The 16,892-nt window shown below is 62.4% G+C and carries 19 protein-coding genes; 11 read left to right on the plus strand and 8 right to left on the minus strand.

The window, feature by feature from the left end:
* Position 1: 1 nt before the first annotated feature.
* Positions 2-2,221 (minus strand): NACHT domain-containing protein, encoded by a 2,220-nt coding sequence (locus tag NKJ57_RS11665; RefSeq protein WP_352510708.1) that lies wholly within the window; start codon positions 2,219-2,221, stop codon positions 2-4.
* Positions 2,222-2,641: 420 nt separating this feature from the next.
* Here NKJ57_RS11665 and NKJ57_RS11670 point away from each other — a divergent pair, with 420 nt between their 5' ends.
* The 3 genes from NKJ57_RS11670 to NKJ57_RS11680 all read left to right on the plus strand — a co-directional run bounded on the left by NKJ57_RS11670 (position 2,642) and on the right by NKJ57_RS11680 (position 4,122).
* Complete coding sequence (locus NKJ57_RS11670) at positions 2,642-2,791, plus strand: hypothetical protein (RefSeq protein ID WP_245260497.1); 150 nt, start codon at positions 2,642-2,644, stop codon at positions 2,789-2,791.
* A gap of 294 nt (positions 2,792-3,085) precedes the next feature.
* Positions 3,086-3,433 carry a hypothetical protein gene (locus NKJ57_RS11675; protein WP_352510709.1) on the plus strand — a complete coding sequence of 116 codons (348 nt, stop codon included), beginning with the start codon at positions 3,086-3,088 and terminating at the stop codon, positions 3,431-3,433.
* A 317-nt stretch (positions 3,434-3,750) separates the two neighbouring features.
* Complete coding sequence (locus NKJ57_RS11680; protein WP_023692962.1) at positions 3,751-4,122, plus strand: hypothetical protein; 372 nt, start codon at positions 3,751-3,753, stop codon at positions 4,120-4,122.
* Between the two features lie 194 nt (positions 4,123-4,316).
* Here the strand turns inward: NKJ57_RS11680 and NKJ57_RS11685 are convergent, their stop codons facing one another.
* Positions 4,317-4,637, minus strand: coding sequence for a hypothetical protein (locus NKJ57_RS11685; protein WP_023692961.1), 321 nt, complete (start codon positions 4,635-4,637; stop codon positions 4,317-4,319).
* Between the two features lie 164 nt (positions 4,638-4,801).
* On the opposite strand from NKJ57_RS11685, the gene mbfA reads away from it, so the two are divergent.
* Positions 4,802-5,785 carry an iron exporter MbfA gene (mbfA, locus tag NKJ57_RS11690; RefSeq protein WP_023681248.1) on the plus strand — a complete coding sequence of 328 codons (984 nt, stop codon included), beginning with the start codon at positions 4,802-4,804 and terminating at the stop codon, positions 5,783-5,785.
* Between the two features lie 160 nt (positions 5,786-5,945).
* Here mbfA and NKJ57_RS11695 read toward each other — a convergent pair whose 3' ends face one another.
* Together NKJ57_RS11695 and NKJ57_RS11700 are read right to left on the minus strand one after the other, a co-directional pair.
* A complete protein-coding gene (locus tag NKJ57_RS11695) occupies positions 5,946-6,290 on the minus strand; it encodes an antibiotic biosynthesis monooxygenase family protein (RefSeq protein WP_352510710.1) in 345 nt (114 codons plus the stop codon).
* Entirely contained in the window at positions 6,287-6,643 is a 357-nt protein-coding gene (locus tag NKJ57_RS11700; RefSeq protein WP_023692959.1) for an NIPSNAP family protein, read from the minus strand. The genes NKJ57_RS11695 and NKJ57_RS11700 overlap by 4 nt, the downstream gene beginning before the upstream one ends.
* 357 nt (positions 6,644-7,000) lie before the next feature.
* Here NKJ57_RS11700 and NKJ57_RS11710 point away from each other — a divergent pair, with 357 nt between their 5' ends.
* Positions 7,001-7,720 carry an ArsR/SmtB family transcription factor gene (locus NKJ57_RS11710; RefSeq protein WP_352510711.1) on the plus strand — a complete coding sequence of 240 codons (720 nt, stop codon included), beginning with the start codon at positions 7,001-7,003 and terminating at the stop codon, positions 7,718-7,720.
* Positions 7,721-7,829: 109 nt separating this feature from the next.
* Here NKJ57_RS11710 and ligD read toward each other — a convergent pair whose 3' ends face one another.
* Together ligD and ku are read right to left on the minus strand one after the other, a co-directional pair.
* Positions 7,830-10,340: a DNA ligase D gene (gene ligD, locus NKJ57_RS11715; protein ID WP_352510712.1), complete on the minus strand. Its 2,511-nt coding sequence runs from the start codon at positions 10,338-10,340 to the stop codon at positions 7,830-7,832.
* 11 nt (positions 10,341-10,351) lie between these two features.
* On the minus strand, positions 10,352-11,218 hold the full coding sequence (ku, locus tag NKJ57_RS11720) for a non-homologous end joining protein Ku (protein WP_023824060.1): 867 nt from the start codon (positions 11,216-11,218) through the stop codon (positions 10,352-10,354).
* A gap of 344 nt (positions 11,219-11,562) precedes the next feature.
* On the opposite strand from ku, the gene NKJ57_RS11725 reads away from it, so the two are divergent.
* The 6 genes from NKJ57_RS11725 to NKJ57_RS11750 all read left to right on the plus strand — a co-directional run bounded on the left by NKJ57_RS11725 (position 11,563) and on the right by NKJ57_RS11750 (position 14,914).
* Entirely contained in the window at positions 11,563-11,712 is a 150-nt protein-coding gene (locus NKJ57_RS11725; RefSeq protein WP_196813601.1) for a hypothetical protein, read from the plus strand.
* 179 nt (positions 11,713-11,891) lie between these two features.
* Positions 11,892-12,317, plus strand: a complete 426-nt coding sequence (locus NKJ57_RS11730) for a thiol-disulfide oxidoreductase DCC family protein (protein WP_352510713.1) — start codon at positions 11,892-11,894, stop codon at positions 12,315-12,317.
* A 61-nt stretch (positions 12,318-12,378) separates the two neighbouring features.
* Entirely contained in the window at positions 12,379-12,633 is a 255-nt protein-coding gene (locus tag NKJ57_RS11735) for a hypothetical protein (RefSeq protein WP_156939210.1), read from the plus strand.
* Positions 12,634-12,812: 179 nt separating this feature from the next.
* Positions 12,813-13,082, plus strand: coding sequence for a hypothetical protein (locus NKJ57_RS11740; protein WP_352510714.1), 270 nt, complete (start codon positions 12,813-12,815; stop codon positions 13,080-13,082).
* A 211-nt stretch (positions 13,083-13,293) separates the two neighbouring features.
* Positions 13,294-13,662: a YciI family protein gene (locus tag NKJ57_RS11745; protein WP_023681239.1), complete on the plus strand. Its 369-nt coding sequence runs from the start codon at positions 13,294-13,296 to the stop codon at positions 13,660-13,662.
* A 7-nt stretch (positions 13,663-13,669) separates the two neighbouring features.
* The gene (locus tag NKJ57_RS11750; protein WP_352510715.1) at positions 13,670-14,914 is read left to right on the plus strand and encodes an RNA polymerase sigma factor; all 1,245 of its coding nucleotides are present in this window, start codon (positions 13,670-13,672) and stop codon (positions 14,912-14,914) included.
* A 9-nt stretch (positions 14,915-14,923) separates the two neighbouring features.
* Here NKJ57_RS11750 and NKJ57_RS11755 read toward each other — a convergent pair whose 3' ends face one another.
* Both NKJ57_RS11755 and cysK read right to left on the minus strand, forming a co-directional pair.
* On the minus strand, positions 14,924-15,550 hold the full coding sequence (locus NKJ57_RS11755) for a glutathione S-transferase family protein (protein WP_352510716.1): 627 nt from the start codon (positions 15,548-15,550) through the stop codon (positions 14,924-14,926).
* Positions 15,551-15,749: 199 nt separating this feature from the next.
* The gene (gene cysK / locus NKJ57_RS11760) at positions 15,750-16,724 is read right to left on the minus strand and encodes a cysteine synthase A (RefSeq protein ID WP_023692952.1); all 975 of its coding nucleotides are present in this window, start codon (positions 16,722-16,724) and stop codon (positions 15,750-15,752) included.
* Positions 16,725-16,892: the final 168 nt, after the last annotated feature.

Raw genomic sequence — 16,892 nt, forward strand, 5'->3', positions numbered from 1 at the left:
CCTAAAGCGACGATGCGAAAACCCAAACCGAGTCTTTTGAAAGGCTAAGCTCGGCTAACATACGGCCAGCCCGCCCCGACTCGCTCCTGATAGGTATATAGAGATTTCCGCTATCACCTTTTTCTTTTCGAAGCATTTGCTCGCTGATTAATCTAGACAGTATTTTGTCCAGAACGTTTTGCTTAACGAGTTTCCCGAGCCCTCGGAGCAACGCTTCTTCCTTCCTACCTGCCCCCTTTTGGAAAAAGGTTTTCCGCAGGATTGTTATCAATACCTTTTGGGTAGGCAGGAGATTCGCCGCCCGAATTCGCGAAGTGGTGGCTACAGACGAGTACCCTTCTATCGAATTGTTTCTCAGCCAGACAGGAATAGCGGCAGGACTCGAAATTCCTTCAAGGACGCCAATGACATTCTTCTCAAAGCGCACATTGGTCACCGCGGCACTCGCTATGATGCACCGCTCTATCACGCTGTTGTCTACTTGAATGCCGGTCACGCGAGCATGAGAAAAGTCGACAATCGACGCGTAGCCGCCATCGATATAAATGCCGCCGAAGTCGATATCTGAAATACCACTTAATAATATGGAACAAAATACGTCCAAAATCATCGTCTTATTGTTCGACTCATAGTTTGCCTTGCAGTAGGTTAGGGCATCTTCAATTAAATTTAATTCCAGAAGTTTACGGCCGCAAATTAACAGGCCACTTTCTCCTAATGGATTTGTCCAAGAAAATGACGACGCACGGTCATCTTTTCTGTCGACGATAAAAACAACGTCGATGGCCCGGAGGCCGTCTAGCAGGTAGGTGTCCACAAATCGCCTCTCCTCGCTGTCCGCTGCCGTGCGCCCGAGGCCCGGGAGCCGTTGAAGAAGGGCGCTTGCTTGCTCAATAGGGGCATGGCCGACGACCCTTTCGAAGGCCGCCTGAATATCGGCTAGAGATATCGGGCCTACATTGGCGCTTTTGGTCCGAGTGGCAGACGCCACCTCAACAAGAATCCTCTTAATAGTCTCGACATCAAACGATGGGTGAATTTTTGCTTCGCGCTCGCATATGGCATTCAACAAAAGATCCCAAAATCGGATGGGGTCGAGCTCGTCGGTCAAACTGGCGCCCGTGTCCCCCAGGACTCTAAGGAAGAACTCGCAACTCAACGGCTTTCGAGGCAGCCATTCAGGGATATCCTCGGCATATCCATTTAGGCTCATAAACTCAGCAATCTCGTCAAATGTGAATTCGTCTTTCGAGCGTATCAATTGTACGGAAGAAACTCCGAGCCCAAACGCCGAAAAAAGTTCATCATTGCTGTCAAAATAGTGGTCTCGACCGCAGATCAGCACGCCTCCCTTTTGATGAGAAATTAGATCTCGTACACCAGCCAGAGCGTCTGATCGGAGGGATCTTAGAGCGTCTGAGTCATCGCTCCAGAGCTGAACCCCAAGCTCATCAAATCCGTCGAGAAGCAGGACAAGCATCCCGCTGGTGTAGGCCTTGAAGAACGCGTCTATACTAGAGTTCAAGCCAACGTCTTTGACATGCCGTTGAATTATCTCGTATCTGTCCTTCAGGCCCCAGCATTTTCTGAGATCTATCGCCAACGGAAATTTCAAGTTCGACCAAGCTTCCGTGGCTAAGGTCTTATAAACATGCTCGATGCATTTACTCTTTCCGGTACCATACTCACCAGTTAGAACAACAACCTTGCCTGATGCGACAAGTTTACTGACGTTTGAGGCGTCAAGCTCACTTCCATTCTCAGCGACGAGGCTAACTACAACGTACTGTTTCGTATCCTTATTGCCCGTCGCCGGATCAATCGCGCTTCCGAATGGGGCATTTCGTCGGATGGCGTCGTATGCATCAAATGGCAGGAACCTAGTCTGAAAATCATCTATGCTTAGGATGTCGATATTGATCTGCTTTCCGGCTGCGAGCATCGCTGGCGTCGGTGTATAAGACGTCACGCACAAGCAGTCAGTAGTAATAAACCCGCTATTGAAACTGACATTTCTGACGTGGACTAGCTTATTAATATCTTCCTGGATTTTCTTTATATCTTTCTTCTCCGTAACCTCTATTGCGACATGGTGTTTTTCATCGATGTGGGCATAGGCATCAATTTGGCGTCCGTGCACGAGATTTGATCGAAATTCTCTCCCCCAAATTGCAGCAGCGGACCGACGAACACTTCCTTCAAGGTCTTTCCAGGTAGCCACTGCGATTCTCCATTTTCGACATAAGTTCCTATCAATCCAGACATTGTCAAATGACTCTGAAACGTATTTATCGCCAAGACGCGAAGGGGCCAGTTCCTCTCCGGTGTTTCGGTTCACTTCCGTCCGTCTCACTCCGTTCGAAATCTGCAACAGTAGGCCCATCATGACCTTCCAGGTCATCGCCTCATTGTCGGCGCGATCGTTGCCTGCGTGTTTGGCGTTTCGGGTGTTGGCCTGTTTAAGGCCAGCAGCGGGCTCGATACCGGCGTCGAGGTTGATGCCTGACGCTGCTGCTCGCCGGCAATGCGGCAGGCCTTGAGGCCAGCGTGCCCTCCTATGTCGGCGGCATCTCGCTGTGGGCGGCGGCGCTCGTCCTGATCGGCGCGTCGAGCACTTTTGCGCTGTGGATGCGGCCCACCGGTGCGCCATCCTGTTTGTCGTGACGGTGGCCATGGTGCTGTGGGGCGCGCCCTGCTGCCGACCTCCGCACCGCTGCCTGCCGCCGGCTGTCCGTTCCTGGTGCTGCCGTTTGCCGGCTGGATCTGGACGTTGCTGAAGTCGCCGAGGTGATTGACGCGATCCGGCCGCTGGCGCCGCATGTGAAGTGGGGCAGTAGGGGGCGTAGGGTATCACGAGGCCGCCCCCTCATCCGGCCGCTTCGCGGCCACCTTCTCCCCGCTGGGGAGAAGAGGCGAGCACCAGCGCCGAGCGAGCTCCTCTCCCCTCGGGGAGAGGTCGGATTGCCCCGAATTGCCTTTCGCAATTCGGCTGGCAATCCGGGTGAGGGGGACTTGCCTAGCCGTGGCTCTAGGCCCGGCCCTCGCGGCGTGCGACCCTCGCATCTCCGATTCGGGACCGCCCATCATGCTCCGCCTCACCCTTACCGCCCTGCTCGTCGCCGCCCCGGCGCATGCCGCCGATATGGCGTTCTTCGTCAAGAATTTGCGCAAGCAGGCGGTGGCGGTGGAGCTGTTCAGCCGTGACCGCAAGATGTCGTGGCCGGGCGGCGACCAGGTGTTCCTGATCGAGCCGAACTCGCAGAAATCGGTGCCGATCTCGTGCAATTCAGGCGAGAACATCTGCTACGGCGCCTGGGTGAATGGCAATGATGCGATTTCGGCCGGGGTGGGGCCGGATAATGACCAGCCTTGCGATACATGCTGTTTCATCTGCGTGGAGAAGACGACGGAGACGATCGATCTGGTTGAGTGAGGGGCGGGGCGCCGAAGCTGCTGATCTCCCCCCTCGTGGGGGAGATGTCCGGCAGGACAGAGGGGGGCGCGAAGGATCGCCAGCGTATGGATCAGCAAGCCTAAAATTGAAATGACGCGGCTGCAGGAATGAGAGGTCGGCGGGACAGCGCCCCCCTCTGCCTTGCCAGGCATCTCCCCACGAGGGGGGAGATCAGCGGCTCCACCAACCTCTCCCAATCCCCCCAAAATCAGTCACGCCCCGCCCTTCAATCTCCGCCGCCATCGTGCGATGCTGATTCCCTCGGCCGGGGGGCCGATTTGCCTCGGGGAAACACCATGTCTTTCACTTGCCTGCGCCGCGTCGTCGTCGCACTGTCGCTTGCCGCGCTGTTTGCGCCGGCGGCGCACGCCGCCGACATCACCTTTGCCGTCAAGAACAGCCATCCCAACGCCATGCGCCTCGAGCTCTACAGCCAGGACCGCGACTATGTCTGGCCGGGCAATGACAAGGATTTCTATCTCGACGATGGCGAGACCAAGCAGATCCCGGTGTCCTGCGACGAAGGCGAGTCCATCTGCTACGGCGCCTGGGTCGATGGCGACGAGGGAACCTATTGGGGCGTCGGCCCCAACAACAAGGAAAAATGCGACGACTGCTGCTACACCTGCGAAGGCGGCGAGACGGAAGAGATTGAACTGACGCCGTAGGGCGGGCGAAGCTGCTAATCTCCCCCCTCGAGGGGGAGATGTCGCCGAAGGCGACAGAGGGGGTCGCCGCGCGTGAAGCGCTAGCCCTCCATCTGCCGCGCAGGACGTCGAGCCCGGTCGGACCGACCCCCTCTGCCTTGCCAGGCATCTCCCCCTCAAGGGGGGAGATCAGATGTCGCTTCGGCTTTCGCCAATTATCCCATCAACGCCCTCTGCCGCTTCGGCCCGCCCGCCTTGCGCCAGGAATTGAACCGGTGCGTGGCGGCGGCAAACGAGATCTTCATCTGCTGGGCGACCGAATAGCGCGACTTGCCTTCGTCGAACAGGCGGTAGCAGCATTCGACGCCCTCCTCGGTCAGCTTGCCGTCGGGCGCCTTGTTGTGCGGATTGGCGGGGTCGAATTTTTCGACTTGCTGTTCGACCAGGCCTTTCAGCCGCTGCAAATCGGCCTCGATGCTGGCGATCAGATCGAGGACGGGTTTCGGATCGAAGTGGTCATGCGGCTTTGCCGTCATCTCTTGGATACCTTTCGCTTTGCGTGTCGCGACAATATAGGTGAACATTTGCCGATAATGAAGGGCGCGTGGCAATCCGGCGCTTCAACATTTCTTGACTGGTGATTGACCGCGGAGATTGCAGCGCCTAGTTTAGAACTATTCTAAACTGGGGTGAATTTCTCATGCTTTCCCGTGTCTTCGGTTTCGGCCGCCGTCCTTTCGAAACGCTGTCGGAACAGGAGATCCTGGCGCTGGCAATTTCGTCCGAAGAGGATGACGGGCGCATCTACCGCGCCTATGCCGACGGGCTGGCGGACAGTTTTCCGCAATCGGCGAAAGTGTTCGAGGCGATGGCGGAGGAGGAGGACGGCCATCGCGATTCCCTGATCGAGCTTTACCGCAAGCGTTTCGGCGAGCGCATTCCGCTGCTGCGCCGCGAGCACGTGAAAGGCTATTACGAGCGCAAGCCCGACTGGCTGGTGCGGCCGCTCGGCATCGAGCATGTGCGGCGCCAAGCCGAAGAGATGGAGCGGCAGGCCTATCGCTTCTATGTCGAGGCGGCCAAGCGCACCGGCGATGCCTCGACGCGGAAACTGCTCGGCGACCTGGCCGCGGCCGAGCAAAGCCATGAGAATTCGGCGCACCGGCTGGAACAGAAACTTGTACCGGGCGAGGTGAAGGACGAGGAAGCCAGCGCCGAGCAGCGCCAGTTCATCCTGACTTATGTGCAGCCGGGACTGGCCGGGCTGATGGATGGCTCGGTGTCGACACTGGCACCGATCTTTGCCGCCGCGTTTGCCACGCACGACACCTGGCAGACGCTGCTGGTCGGCCTCGCCGCCTCGATCGGCGCCGGCATCTCGATGGGCTTTACCGAAGTCGCTTCCGACGATGGCAAGCTGTCGGGGCGTGGCTCGCCGATCAAGCGCGGACTGACCGTCGGCATCATGACGACGCTGGGTGGGCTGGGCCACGCGCTGCCTTACATCATCCCGCATTTCTGGACGGCGACGGCGGTGGCGGCCGTCGTGGTGTTCTTCGAATTGTGGGCGATCGCCTTCGTGCAGAACCGCTACATGCAAACCCCGTTCCTGCGCGCGGCGTTTCAGGTGGTGCTGGGTGGGGCGCTGGTGTTTGCGGCCGGGGTGCTGATCGGGAATGCGTGAGCGCCAAGCGCCCCCTCACCCAGCCTCCGCTTCGCTCGGCTGACCTCTCCCCGAGGGGAGAGGAGATTTTCGAAGCCTGCGCCAGTCTCTTCTCCCCAGCGGGGAGAAGGTGGCCGCGAAGCGGCCGGATGAGGGGGCCTGGCGCGACGCCGATACCTAGTCACCCATTCACCGCCCTGCTATCCTCTGGCGCCTCGTCCCTCTCCGTCAGCCCGTAATCCCGCACCACATGCGCAATCCGCAACCGATAGCCGGCAAAGATTGCGCCACGGCCGGCCTTTTGCGCCTGCCGGTGTTCTTCCGTGTTGCGCCAGGCTTTCACCGCTTCCTCGTCGCGCCAGAAGGAAAGCGACAGGACGCGGTTCCGGTCGGCCAAGCTCTGGAAGCGCTCGATCGAGATGAAACCGTCTATGCCGTCGAGCAGCGGCCGCAGTTCGGCAGCGATGCCGAGATAGGCATCGCGCTTTCCCTCAGCCGGTTGCACCTCGAAGATGACAGCGATCATATCTCCTCCTTGACCGCGGTCTGGAACAGCTGCCGCGGTCCATGCGGCCCCGACACCAGCTTCAGGAAGATGCGGTCCTCTTTCAAGATGAACTTTTCGCGGCGGGCGAATTCGTAATTGGCCTTGCCCGCCGGATCCGCGGCGAGACGGGCGCGATATGCTTCGTAGGCGGCGAGGCTGTCGATGCTGTAGGCGGCGTAGGCGGTGGTGGCCGAGCCCTCATGCGGGGCGTAGTAGCCGATCAGATCGGCGCCGCAGCGCGGGATCGCCTGGCCCCAGGCCTTGGCATATTGCTCGAAGGCCGGCTTGCCGAACGGGTCGATCTCATAGCGGATGAAGCAAGTGATGGTCATCGTGATCTCCTTGGGTTTCGCATCGATAGTTCGAGCGGCGTCGAAACGTTGTGCCGCAGGGTCTGCTAAGCAAAAGCGCTGGCGGTCAGGCCTGCCAGAAGGATTTTGCGCATTCGCGGCGCACATCCTCACGGTCAGGCCGAGATCGCGCAGCAGATGGTCGTCGACCTCCGCGAGGTCTAGCCGCTGCACATGGCGGTCGTACCAGCGGGCGAGCAGCCGCCGTTGCAGCCAGGTGACGAACGGGAACGGCCGGCGGCTGGCGAGTGGGGCGGAAGCGGTTGGCATCGGCGTTCTCCTTGATCCCGCCCGACAATAATGCTTATCTGACGAGAATGCTTCGATGGAGACCTAACTATGCGTGAAGGACCCGACATCGCCCGCATCGGCAGCCTGGTCGGCGATCCGGCGCGGGCAAACATGCTGAATGCGCTGATGGGCGGCACGGCTTTGACGGCCAGCGAACTGGCGCTGGAGGCCGGCGTCTCGCTGCCGACGGCGTCCTCGCATCTGTCGAAACTGATGGAGGGCGGGCTTTTAACTTTGGCCAGCCAGGGACGGCATCGCTATTACGGCCTCGCAGGGCCGCAGGTTGCCGGCATGATCGAGGCCATCACCGGGGTGGCCGAAGCGGTTGGTCCCAAGCGCGTGCGGCCCGGCCCGCGCGACGGCGCCATGCGCGTCGCCCGCGTCTGCTACGACCACCTCGCCGGCGAACAGGCGGTGGCGATGCTCGACCGGCTCGTCGCGCGCGGCATCCTGTTGCGCGACGACAATGAGATGAGGCCGGGGGAGATCCGGCCGGGGCAGATCCGGCCGGGGGAGATCAGGCTCGGGCCGTCGGCAGCCTCGCATTTTTCGGCCATCGGCATCGATGTCGGCGCCAAGCCGCGCCGGCCGGTCTGCCGCGCCTGTCTCGACTGGAGCGTGCGCCGCTCGCACCTCGCGGGAACGCTCGGCGCGGCTATTCTGGACAAGATCCTGTCGGAGAAATGGGCAAGGCGGGAGAAGGACAGCCGCGCGGTGGTGTTTTCACCGCCGGGGAAGCAGGCGTTCGAGCGGGTGTTTTTGGCGTAGAGGTTCGGCGGTGCTAATTGGGACGCTGGCGGTACAGCACCCCCCTCTGTCCTGCCGGACAGAGGGGGGTGTGACGGAACGCTTGCTTAGCAGGTGAGGCGCGCGACGCTCACCCCCGCTTCAGCACCTTTCCCTGCTTGAAAAAGTCCACCCACGGATCGGCCTCCGCTAGTTCCTTCAGCGTCGTCTTGCCCCCGATCGGGAAGGAATTCGGCGCCAACCCTTTTTCAACCTCCGCCCAGGTCACCGGGATCGACACCGTCGCGCCCTTCTTGGCGCGGGAAGAGTAGGGCGCGACCGTGGTCGAGCCCCTGCCGTTGCGCAGATAGTCGACGAAGATTTTTCCGGTGCGCGCCTTTTTCGACAGCGTCGCCGTGTAGCGGTCGGGCGCGGCCTGCTCCAGCGCCTTGGCGAAATCATGGGAGAAGGTTTTGACTTCCTCCCAATCCGCCGAGGGTTTCAGCGGCACCAGCACGTGATAGCCCTTGCCGCCTGACGGCTTGACGAAGTTCGGCAGCGACAGATCGTCGAGCTTGCCTCTGATGTCGAGTGCGGCCTCGCGCACCGCCTTGACGTCGACGCCTTCATCGGGATCGAGATCGAAGATGATCTGATCCGGCTTTTCCAGCTCCTCGATCTTGCAGCCCCAGATGTGGACCTCGACCACGCCATACTGGACCAGAGCGGCAAGGCCGTCGAAATCGCGGATGAACAGGATTTCCTCGCCATCGGTCGGGTCCTTCATCCGGGCAATCTTGTCGCTCATGCCGGCCGAAGCATGTTTCTGGAAGAAGCGCGGGCCGCCGATGCCATCCGGCGCCCTGACCAGGCTGAGCGGCCGGTTGACGACGAACTGCTCCATGCGCGGCCAGACCAAGGCATAGTGCCCAAGCAGAGCCTGCTTGGATATTTTTTCCTCGGGCCACAGCAGCTTGTCGGGATGGGATAGTTTTACGCTGGTCGTGATCGTCGCGGGCGCCTTAGCCCCGGCGGCCTTGCCGGCGCTGCTTGCCGCCGGCTTTGCCTTGTTCGCCGCCTTCGATGCCTTTTCCTGCACGACTTCCTCCGCCGGCTTGTCCTCGCGCAGTCCCTGGAACGACGCGTGGCGTATTATACGGTCCGACGTCCAGCTGCGGAACTCCACTTCGCCGACAAGTTCGGGCCTGACCCAGACCAGGCCCTTGCCCTTCGGCACGGCGGCGGCAAAGGGCGAGGCGTCTGCCTTCAGCGCATCGAGTTTTTTCTTCAGATCGGTGGCGCTCCTGGCTGTGAAGCCCGTGCCGACGCGGCCGGCATAGTGGAGCTTGCCGCCCTCGTGGTAGCCGACCAGCAGCGAGCGCAGGCCGCGGCCGGTCTTGTCCGAGGGCAGATACCCGCCGATGACGAATTCCTGGCGGGCCGTGCATTTCGATTTCACCCAGCTTGGGCCACGGCCGCTGCGGTAGGGCGCATCGGCGCGCTTGGAGACGATGCCTTCGAGGCCCATGCGGCAGGCGTGCTGCAGCATGATCTTGCCGGGCTCAGCGAAATGGTCGCTGAAGCGGACGGCGGCATTTTCGGCCGTCTCGCCGAGCAACTCCTGCAGCGCCTGCTTGCGCTCGACCAGCGGCTCGCGGCGCAAATCCTTGCCGTCAAGCCGCATCAGGTCGAACACATAGTAGGTGAAGCGGTCGGTTCGATTGGCGGAGAGATCCTGCTGCAGCAGCGAGAAGGACGAAACGCCGCTGTCGGCGAGCACGACGATCTCGCCATCGATGATGGCGTCGCTGCATTTCAGCTGGGCGAGTTCCGCGACGATCTCGGGGCCGAATTTCCCCGTCCAGTCGAGGCCGGTGCGGGTCAGCAGCCGCACCTCCGTGCCGGCGATCTGCGCCTGCATGCGGTACCCGTCGAACTTCACCTCATGCAGCCAGTCCTCGCCGGGCGGCGCCTCGCGCTCCAGCGTCGCCAGCTGCGGCTCGAAGAAGTCGAGGCGCTTGCCGGCTTTCGCCTTGCTGGATGCCGCGGGCTTGTTGGAGTGCCAGACCTTCGGCTTCTTGCCGTCGGCGGTCTTGCCTTCCGCGACCTCTTCGATGGTCAGGCCGGACTTCACCGATTTCGGTGCGTCCTTCAGGATATCCTCGCCGGGGCGGGCGGCGGCGTCGTCGGATTTGATCAGCAGCCAGTTGTCGCGCTTTTCGCCCGGGCGGGGTCTTAATCTGACCAGATGCCACCGCCCATTCAGCTTCTGGCCGTTGAGTTCGAAGTCGATATGGCCCTTCTTCAACGCCTTGGCCGGGTCGATCTCTGGCGTCCATGTGCCTTCGTCCCAGACGATGACGGTGCCGCCGCCATACTCGCCCTTGGGAATGGTGCCCTCGAAGCCGGCATAGTCGATCGGGTGGTCCTCGACATGCACGGCCAGCCGCTTCTCGTGCGGGTCGAGGCTCGGGCCCCGCGTCACCGCCCAGCTCCACAACACGCCCTCATGCTCGAGGCGGAAATCATAGTGCAGCCTGGTCGCGTCGTGCTTCTGGACGACGAAGATGCCGCCGGGCTGCTTGCCGCGTGCGACCTTGCCCGCCGGCTCGGCCGTCTTCTTGAAATCGCGTTTGGACTGATATTGTTCGAGGTTGGCCACGGCGCCGACCCTCAAGCCGACTTGCGCTTGGGCGCAGAAGCTTTCGCCTTGCCGCTTTTTGCCGCCGGCTTGGCCTTCTTCGCCGAGCCTTCCGCCTGGCCGCCATCGGACAGGCTCTTCTTCAGCGCGTCGAACAGATTGACGACATTGGACGGCTTGGGCGCGGCCTGCGCTTTCGGAGCCTTCTTTCCGGCCTTCTTGGCGCGGATCAGTTCGAGCAGCGCGTCCTCATACTTGTCCTCGAATGTCGACGGATCGAACTTCCCCTTCTTCTTGTCGATGATGCGTTCGGCCATATCGGTCATCTCCTGGTCGGTCTTCACCGCCTTGATGTCGCCGAAGATGCTCTCCGGCTCCCGCACCGTGTTGCCGTAGCGCAAGGTGGTCAGCACCATGCCTTTGCCGCGCGGCTCGATGACCACGGGCCGCTCGCGGCTATAGAGCACGACGCGCGCCAGCCCGGCCATCTTCTTGTCCGCCATGGCATCGCGAATGACGGCAAAGGCCTCCTCCGACACCTTGTCGGCGGGCGTGACATAATAGGGCGTGTCGAGATAGATCTGCTCTATCGAGGCTTTGTCGACGAAGCCGTCCAGCGCCATCGTGTGCGAGGACTCGATCTGCACCGCTTCGATCTCTTCGTCCTCGATATGGACGAACTCACCGGGGCTCACCTCATAGCCCCTGATCTCGTCGCCATCGCCCAGCGGCTTGCCGGTTTCAGAATCGACATAGATGCGCTTCACCGTGTTGCCGGTCTTGCGGTTGAGCACCCGGAACGAAACTTTTTCGGCGTGGGTGACGACGTTGGTCAGTTCGACAGCGCAGGTGACCAGCGACAGTTTCAGATAGCCCTTCCAGGCGGGGCGAGGTGCCATGGCGAACTCCTGCGCGATGCGGTTCAAGCGAGAACGGGCAAGGCCCGTTCCGGTTCCGGGCGCGCAACCAGGGGCATTTCGGCAGCGAGAATGGAAATTTCGAGAGGCTCGCCAATGTGAAACAGAACCGCGCCCAAGCGACATCCAGACGAAACATATGTGATGCAAAAGTCACAATGCCGGAAATGGCGACGGACCACACCGAAAGACCCCCAAACAGCCGCATTCCGGCCACGAAGCATGGGGTTTTCGACCAAAGATTAACATCGTGTTCACCGACTATTCACGCCTCGACACTATGATCCCCGCAATCGGACGGGACATCCGAAAATCGGGACAGGGACTTGAGTAAAATGAAATTCTGGGGCCACATCGCCGGCTATGCCGCCGCCATCCGCGAGTTCATCGCGCCGACCTATCGGCCGGAACGCTACTACATGCGCGGCCCGGGTCCGGCCTGCGCCCGTCGCGGCAGCTCGCTCGGCGCGCACTGATCATGACATTCGAAACGCGTCACGACAGCCGGATCTGCAGACCGGAGGCCGATCCCCGCGCAACCACCTATCGCGCCGAGCGCCCCGCGCTGGCCGCGAGAGGCCGTGCGACAACGCCGCGGCTTTGATCCCGCTGCCGGCGGGCTTAGTGTCTGAAGACACAAGCTGCCGGATGTCCCGTGACTTCTTCTCCTGAACCCTTCGATGCCAGCCAGCCATTGATCGTTTTCGACGGCGTCTGCGTGCTGTGCTCGGGCTTCGTACGCACGGTGGTCGGGCTCGACCGCAAAAACCGCTTCCGCTTCGCCACGGCGCAGTCGCCCTTCGGCGAGGCGCTGTTCCAGAGATACGGGCTGCGCACCGACAGCTACGAGACCAATCTGGTCCTTGTCGGCGGCGCTCCCTTCATCCGGCTGGACAGTTTCATCGCGGTGATGGCCGAACTCGGCTGGCCGTGGCGGGCGGCGAAGGCCCTGCTGCTCATCCCGCGCCCCTTGCGTGACTGGCTCTACGAACGCATCGCCAAAAACCGCTACGCCATGTTCGGCCGCAAGGACAGTTGCGAGATCCTGTCCGCCCCGATACGTGCGCGCGTGATCGGCTAATCGCATGTCACCCAAAAGTCACCTCGGTTCCGGGAACGACATACGCAAAAAGAGCGGCGCGATGAGGCTTCTGGTCGTTGGCGGCTATGGCATTTTCGGCGGCCGCATCGTGCAATTGCTGGAGAGCGAGCCACGCCTGATCCTGCTCGTCGCCGGGCGCTCACTGGCCAAAGCCGAGGCCTTGTGCAACGCCGGCACCGGCGCGGCGGCGCAGCTCGTGCCGGCGCGCTTCGATCGCAACGGCGACGTCGCGCAAGGCCGGCCTGTTCGTTCGCGCCTCAGTCCGGCAACGCCGCGACGGCGACGATCTCGATGACGATGTCTGCCTGGGCAAGCGCTGCGACGCCGATTACCTCGAAGGCGGCGGATTGTTGTCGCTACAATGCTTCGGACAATGCTCGGCGAAAAACGCGTCCAGCACGTCGAGACGAAAATTAGGCGAGCTGAGGACGCCGCCGTCGGGAAATGGCCCTTTGACGAAAAAAGGTCAGCCTGATGAGATGGTCGAGCCCCGCTGCCAAGTTCTTCCAGATCCGATTTGATGTTGCCGAGAACTTCCCGCCACTGCGCCGCGGCATCGCCGGCGAAGCCGCCACCCTTCTTGGCGGCCGGATCGTAGTCAGCCGATGTCGCGGTGTTGCCGCAGAGATAGACGGTGCCTTTCGCACCGCTGACGACCGTGCCTTTGCCCCATGGCATCAACCGGCCGTTCTTGAATTTCTTGTGGGTCACGAGTTCCATTCTCTTCTCCCATGCCTCGTGTGACGTGCCCGCCAACGACAGAGGATAGTGCTGTGCGGAGCCACGGCCAGTCCGCTGCCGGTCATCCGCCAGCAGACGGAGGAACATCTGGTCCTTGCGAAATCTCCTGGCGGAGGCGAAAGTTTTTTCTGAAGCCCGTCGAAATCGGCCGCCGCCGCGCGACATACGTCTGGCCCCGCTAGAACGCGGCCTTCGAAACCACGGGAGAAGACCCATGCGATACATGCTTTTGATCAACAGCGACGAAGCCGCGCAGGCGAACACGCCAATCGAGAAGGCTCAGCAGATGAGCGCAGCATATGCCGCCTATACCGAAGCGTTGAAGAAATCCGGCGCATGGCTCGCCGGCGAAAGGTTGCGCCCGACCCAGGCGACCACCTCGGTGCGGATCACAGACGGCAAGACCAACGTGATCGACGGCCCCTATGCCGACACCAAGGAGCAGCTTGCCGGCTTCTACATGATCGAGGCGGCCGATATCGATACCGCCATCGACTGGGCGGCGCGCTGTCCGGCGGCGAGCGCCGGCACGGTCGAGTTGCGGCCGATCTGGGAAATGGCCGACTACATGCCCAAGAAATGACACCGTGATGGACAATCGCCCGGAGATCGCGCGGGCGGCTGCCGAAGCGGCCGCCCGGCAGAGTTACGGCAAGCTGGTCGCCTGGCTAGCGGCGCGCACCCGCGACGTGGCCGGCGCCGAGGACGCGCTGGCCGAGGCCTTCGCCGCGGCGCTGGAGCGCTGGCCGCAGACCGGCGTGCCCGACAAGCCGGAAGCATGGCTGCTGACCGTCGCGCGCCGCCGTGGTGTCGATGCGGTGCGCCGTCGGCTGACCAGCGAGGCGAGCCGCGACCATCTCAAGCTGATGGCCGAGGAGATGGAGGCGAGCATGGAAGACGACGACTTGCCCGACGAGCGTCTCAGGCTGATGTTTGCCTGCGCGCATCCGGCGATCGAAGCCAGCGTGCGGGCGCCGCTGATCCTGCAGACGGTTCTGGGTTTCGACGCGGCGGCGATCGCCTCGGCCTTCCTGGTTTCGCCGGCGACGATGGGCCAGCGTCTGGTGCGCGCCAAGAGCCGCATCCGCGAGATCGGCATTCCGTTCCGCGTGCCGGATCGCGCCGAACTCGGCGAGCGGCTGGAAACGGTGCTGGAAGCGATCTACGCGGCTTTCGCCGAAGGCTGGACCGACCCGGCAGGGACCGAGACGAGAGCGCGCAATCTGGCGACCGAAGGCATCTGGCTCGGTCGGCTGGTGGCATCGCTGATGCCGGACGAACCGGAAGCGCTCGGCCTGCTGGCGCTGATGCTGTTTGCCGAGGCGCGGCGCCCGGCGCGGCGCGATGCGGCTGGAGATTATGTGCCGCTCGCCGACCAGGATTGTCTTCTTTGGGATCACGCGCTGATCGACGAAGCCGAGGCGCTGCTGGGCCGCGCCGCCACCATGGGCGTCATCGGCCGCTATCAGCTCGAAGCGGCGGTACAATCGGTGCATGCGACGCGGCGACGGACCGGCCAAACCGATTGGGCGGCGATCCGTAACTTCTACGATGCGCTGTCGGCGATATCAGGCTCGCCGGTGATTTCGATCAACCGCGCCGTGGCGATTGCCGAGGGCGAAGGGGCGGCGGCAGGACTGGCGGCGCTCTACGTGCTGGGCGCCGACAAGCGGCTCAACGACTACCAACCCTACTGGGCCGCCCGCGCCGGCCTGCTGGCCAGGCTAGGCAATGCGGCGCAAGCGGTCGAAGCCTATGACCGGGCGATCGGCCTTGAACGCGACCCCGCCGTGCGCCGCTTCCTGCAGGCGAAACGGGCGATCCTGCGAAATTGAAGCGTCCGTTCAGGCCGGCCACATCTCATGCGTGGTGTTGAGCCGTTTCATCAGCGGATGCGGGCGCAGCGCCGACCATAAGCGTTCGATGTTCGGCCAGTCGGCTCGCGCCTTGTCCATGTCGGGGTGCCAGGCCACCAGCATGACGAGGTAGATGTCGGCCAGCGACATCGCGTCGCCGGCCAGCCAGCCGCGCCCCTCGAGGGCTGTATCGACAATGGCGAAGCCGCGGTCCATCTCGGCAATGGCTGCCTGCTTGACGGCTTTCTTGCCGTCGGCATCGGTGGTGTAGCGATGGGCATAGTAGAGGCGCAGGATGGCGGGGTAGAGCACCGACGACATGAACGCCATCCAGCGCAGGAAACCGGCGCGATCCGGCGATCCGGCGGCCGGCGCCAGACCCGCCTCCGGATGGCGCTCGGCAAGCAGGATGCAGATCGCCGCCGATTCGGTTATCGATTGACCGTTGGGCAAGGTCAGCACCGGAACCTGGTTCAACGGGCTGATGTCGAGGAAGGCCTGGTCCGGCGGATCCTTCTTGGGCACATCGATCTGGTCGAATTGCGCGTTTGCCAGCGCCAATGCGGCCTCGACGACAAAACCGCCGCTGCCTGGGCGCGTGTAAAGTTTGTACATGAGATTCTCCCCCTGCCCACACGAAGCAGGCCGGGGCGATTTGACCCTGAAGCCGCCTCCCGCTCAAGCCGGTGGCGGACGCCACAGCCGGGTTTTCTGCGGTCCAGCCATGAGACTTCCGATGTCGGAGGGACAGCACCCCCCGATGCCCGGCAGGGCGGAGGGGGGTGCGAAGGATCCCCGCTATCCCGTTGAGACGTTAAGCGCCCAGCCCGTCGAACAGGATCGTCGACAGATAGCGCTCGGCGAAGGACGGGATGATCACCACAAGGTTCTTGCCCTTGTTCTCCGGCCGCGAGCCGACGACGATCGCCGCTTGCAGGGCGGCGCCCGACGAGATGCCGACCGGCACGCCTTCAAGGCGGGCGACGAGGCGGGCGTTGGCGACCGAATCCTCGTTGGAGACCTTGACGATCTCGTCATAGATCGAAGTGTCGAGGATCTTTGGCGCAAAGCCGGCGCCGATGCCCTGGATCTTGTGCGGGCCGGGCTGGCCGCCCGACAGCACCGGCGAGGCCTCCGGCTCGACGGCGACGACATGCACCGAGGGCTTGCGTTGCTTCAGCACCTGGCCGACGCCGGTGATGGTGCCGCCGGTACCGATGCCGGCGACGAAGATGTCGACCCCGCCATCGGTGTCGTTCCAGATCTCCTCGGCGGTGGTGCGGCGGTGGATCTCCGGATTAGCCGGGTTTTCGAACTGCTGCGGGATGACGGCGTCGGGCAGGGTGGCGGCCAGCTCGTCCGCCTTGGCGATGGCGCCCTTCATGCCTTTCGGCCCTTCGGTCAGCACCAGTTCGGCGCCGAGCAGCGCCAGCATCTTGCGGCGCTCCACCGACATGGTTTCGGGCATGGTCAGGATCAGCTTGTAGCCCTTGGCGGCGGCGGCGAAGGCGAGCGCGATGCCGGTATTGCCCGAGGTCGGCTCGATCAGCGTCGTCTTGCCGGGTTTGATCCGGCCCGACGCTTCCAGCGCCTCGATCATCGAAACGCCGATGCGGTCCTTGACCGAGGCGATCGGATTGAAGAATTCGAGCTTGGCAAGAAGGTTGGCAACGACGCCCTTCTCCTTGGCGAACTTGTCGAGCCGCACCAGCGGCGTGTCGCCGATCGTCTCGGTGATCGAGTTGTAGACACGGCCGCGGCCGGGCACGCGCGCGGAAGGCTTGTTCATTGGTTTCGCTCCCAAATCAGATCAGGCAATTGGCGTCGGCGGACAGAATAGGGCTTTCGCCCGCGCAAGATAGGCTGCCGGCCGAAAATATCGAGTGGGCCGCTTGCTGAAAACGCTTGTCCCCTCAAGCCGCATTTTCCGGATGGACCGATCGGCGGAATGGATGGG

This window comes from Mesorhizobium sp. M0077 (assembly GCF_040322955.1).
Lineage (GTDB): Bacteria > Pseudomonadota > Alphaproteobacteria > Rhizobiales > Rhizobiaceae > Mesorhizobium.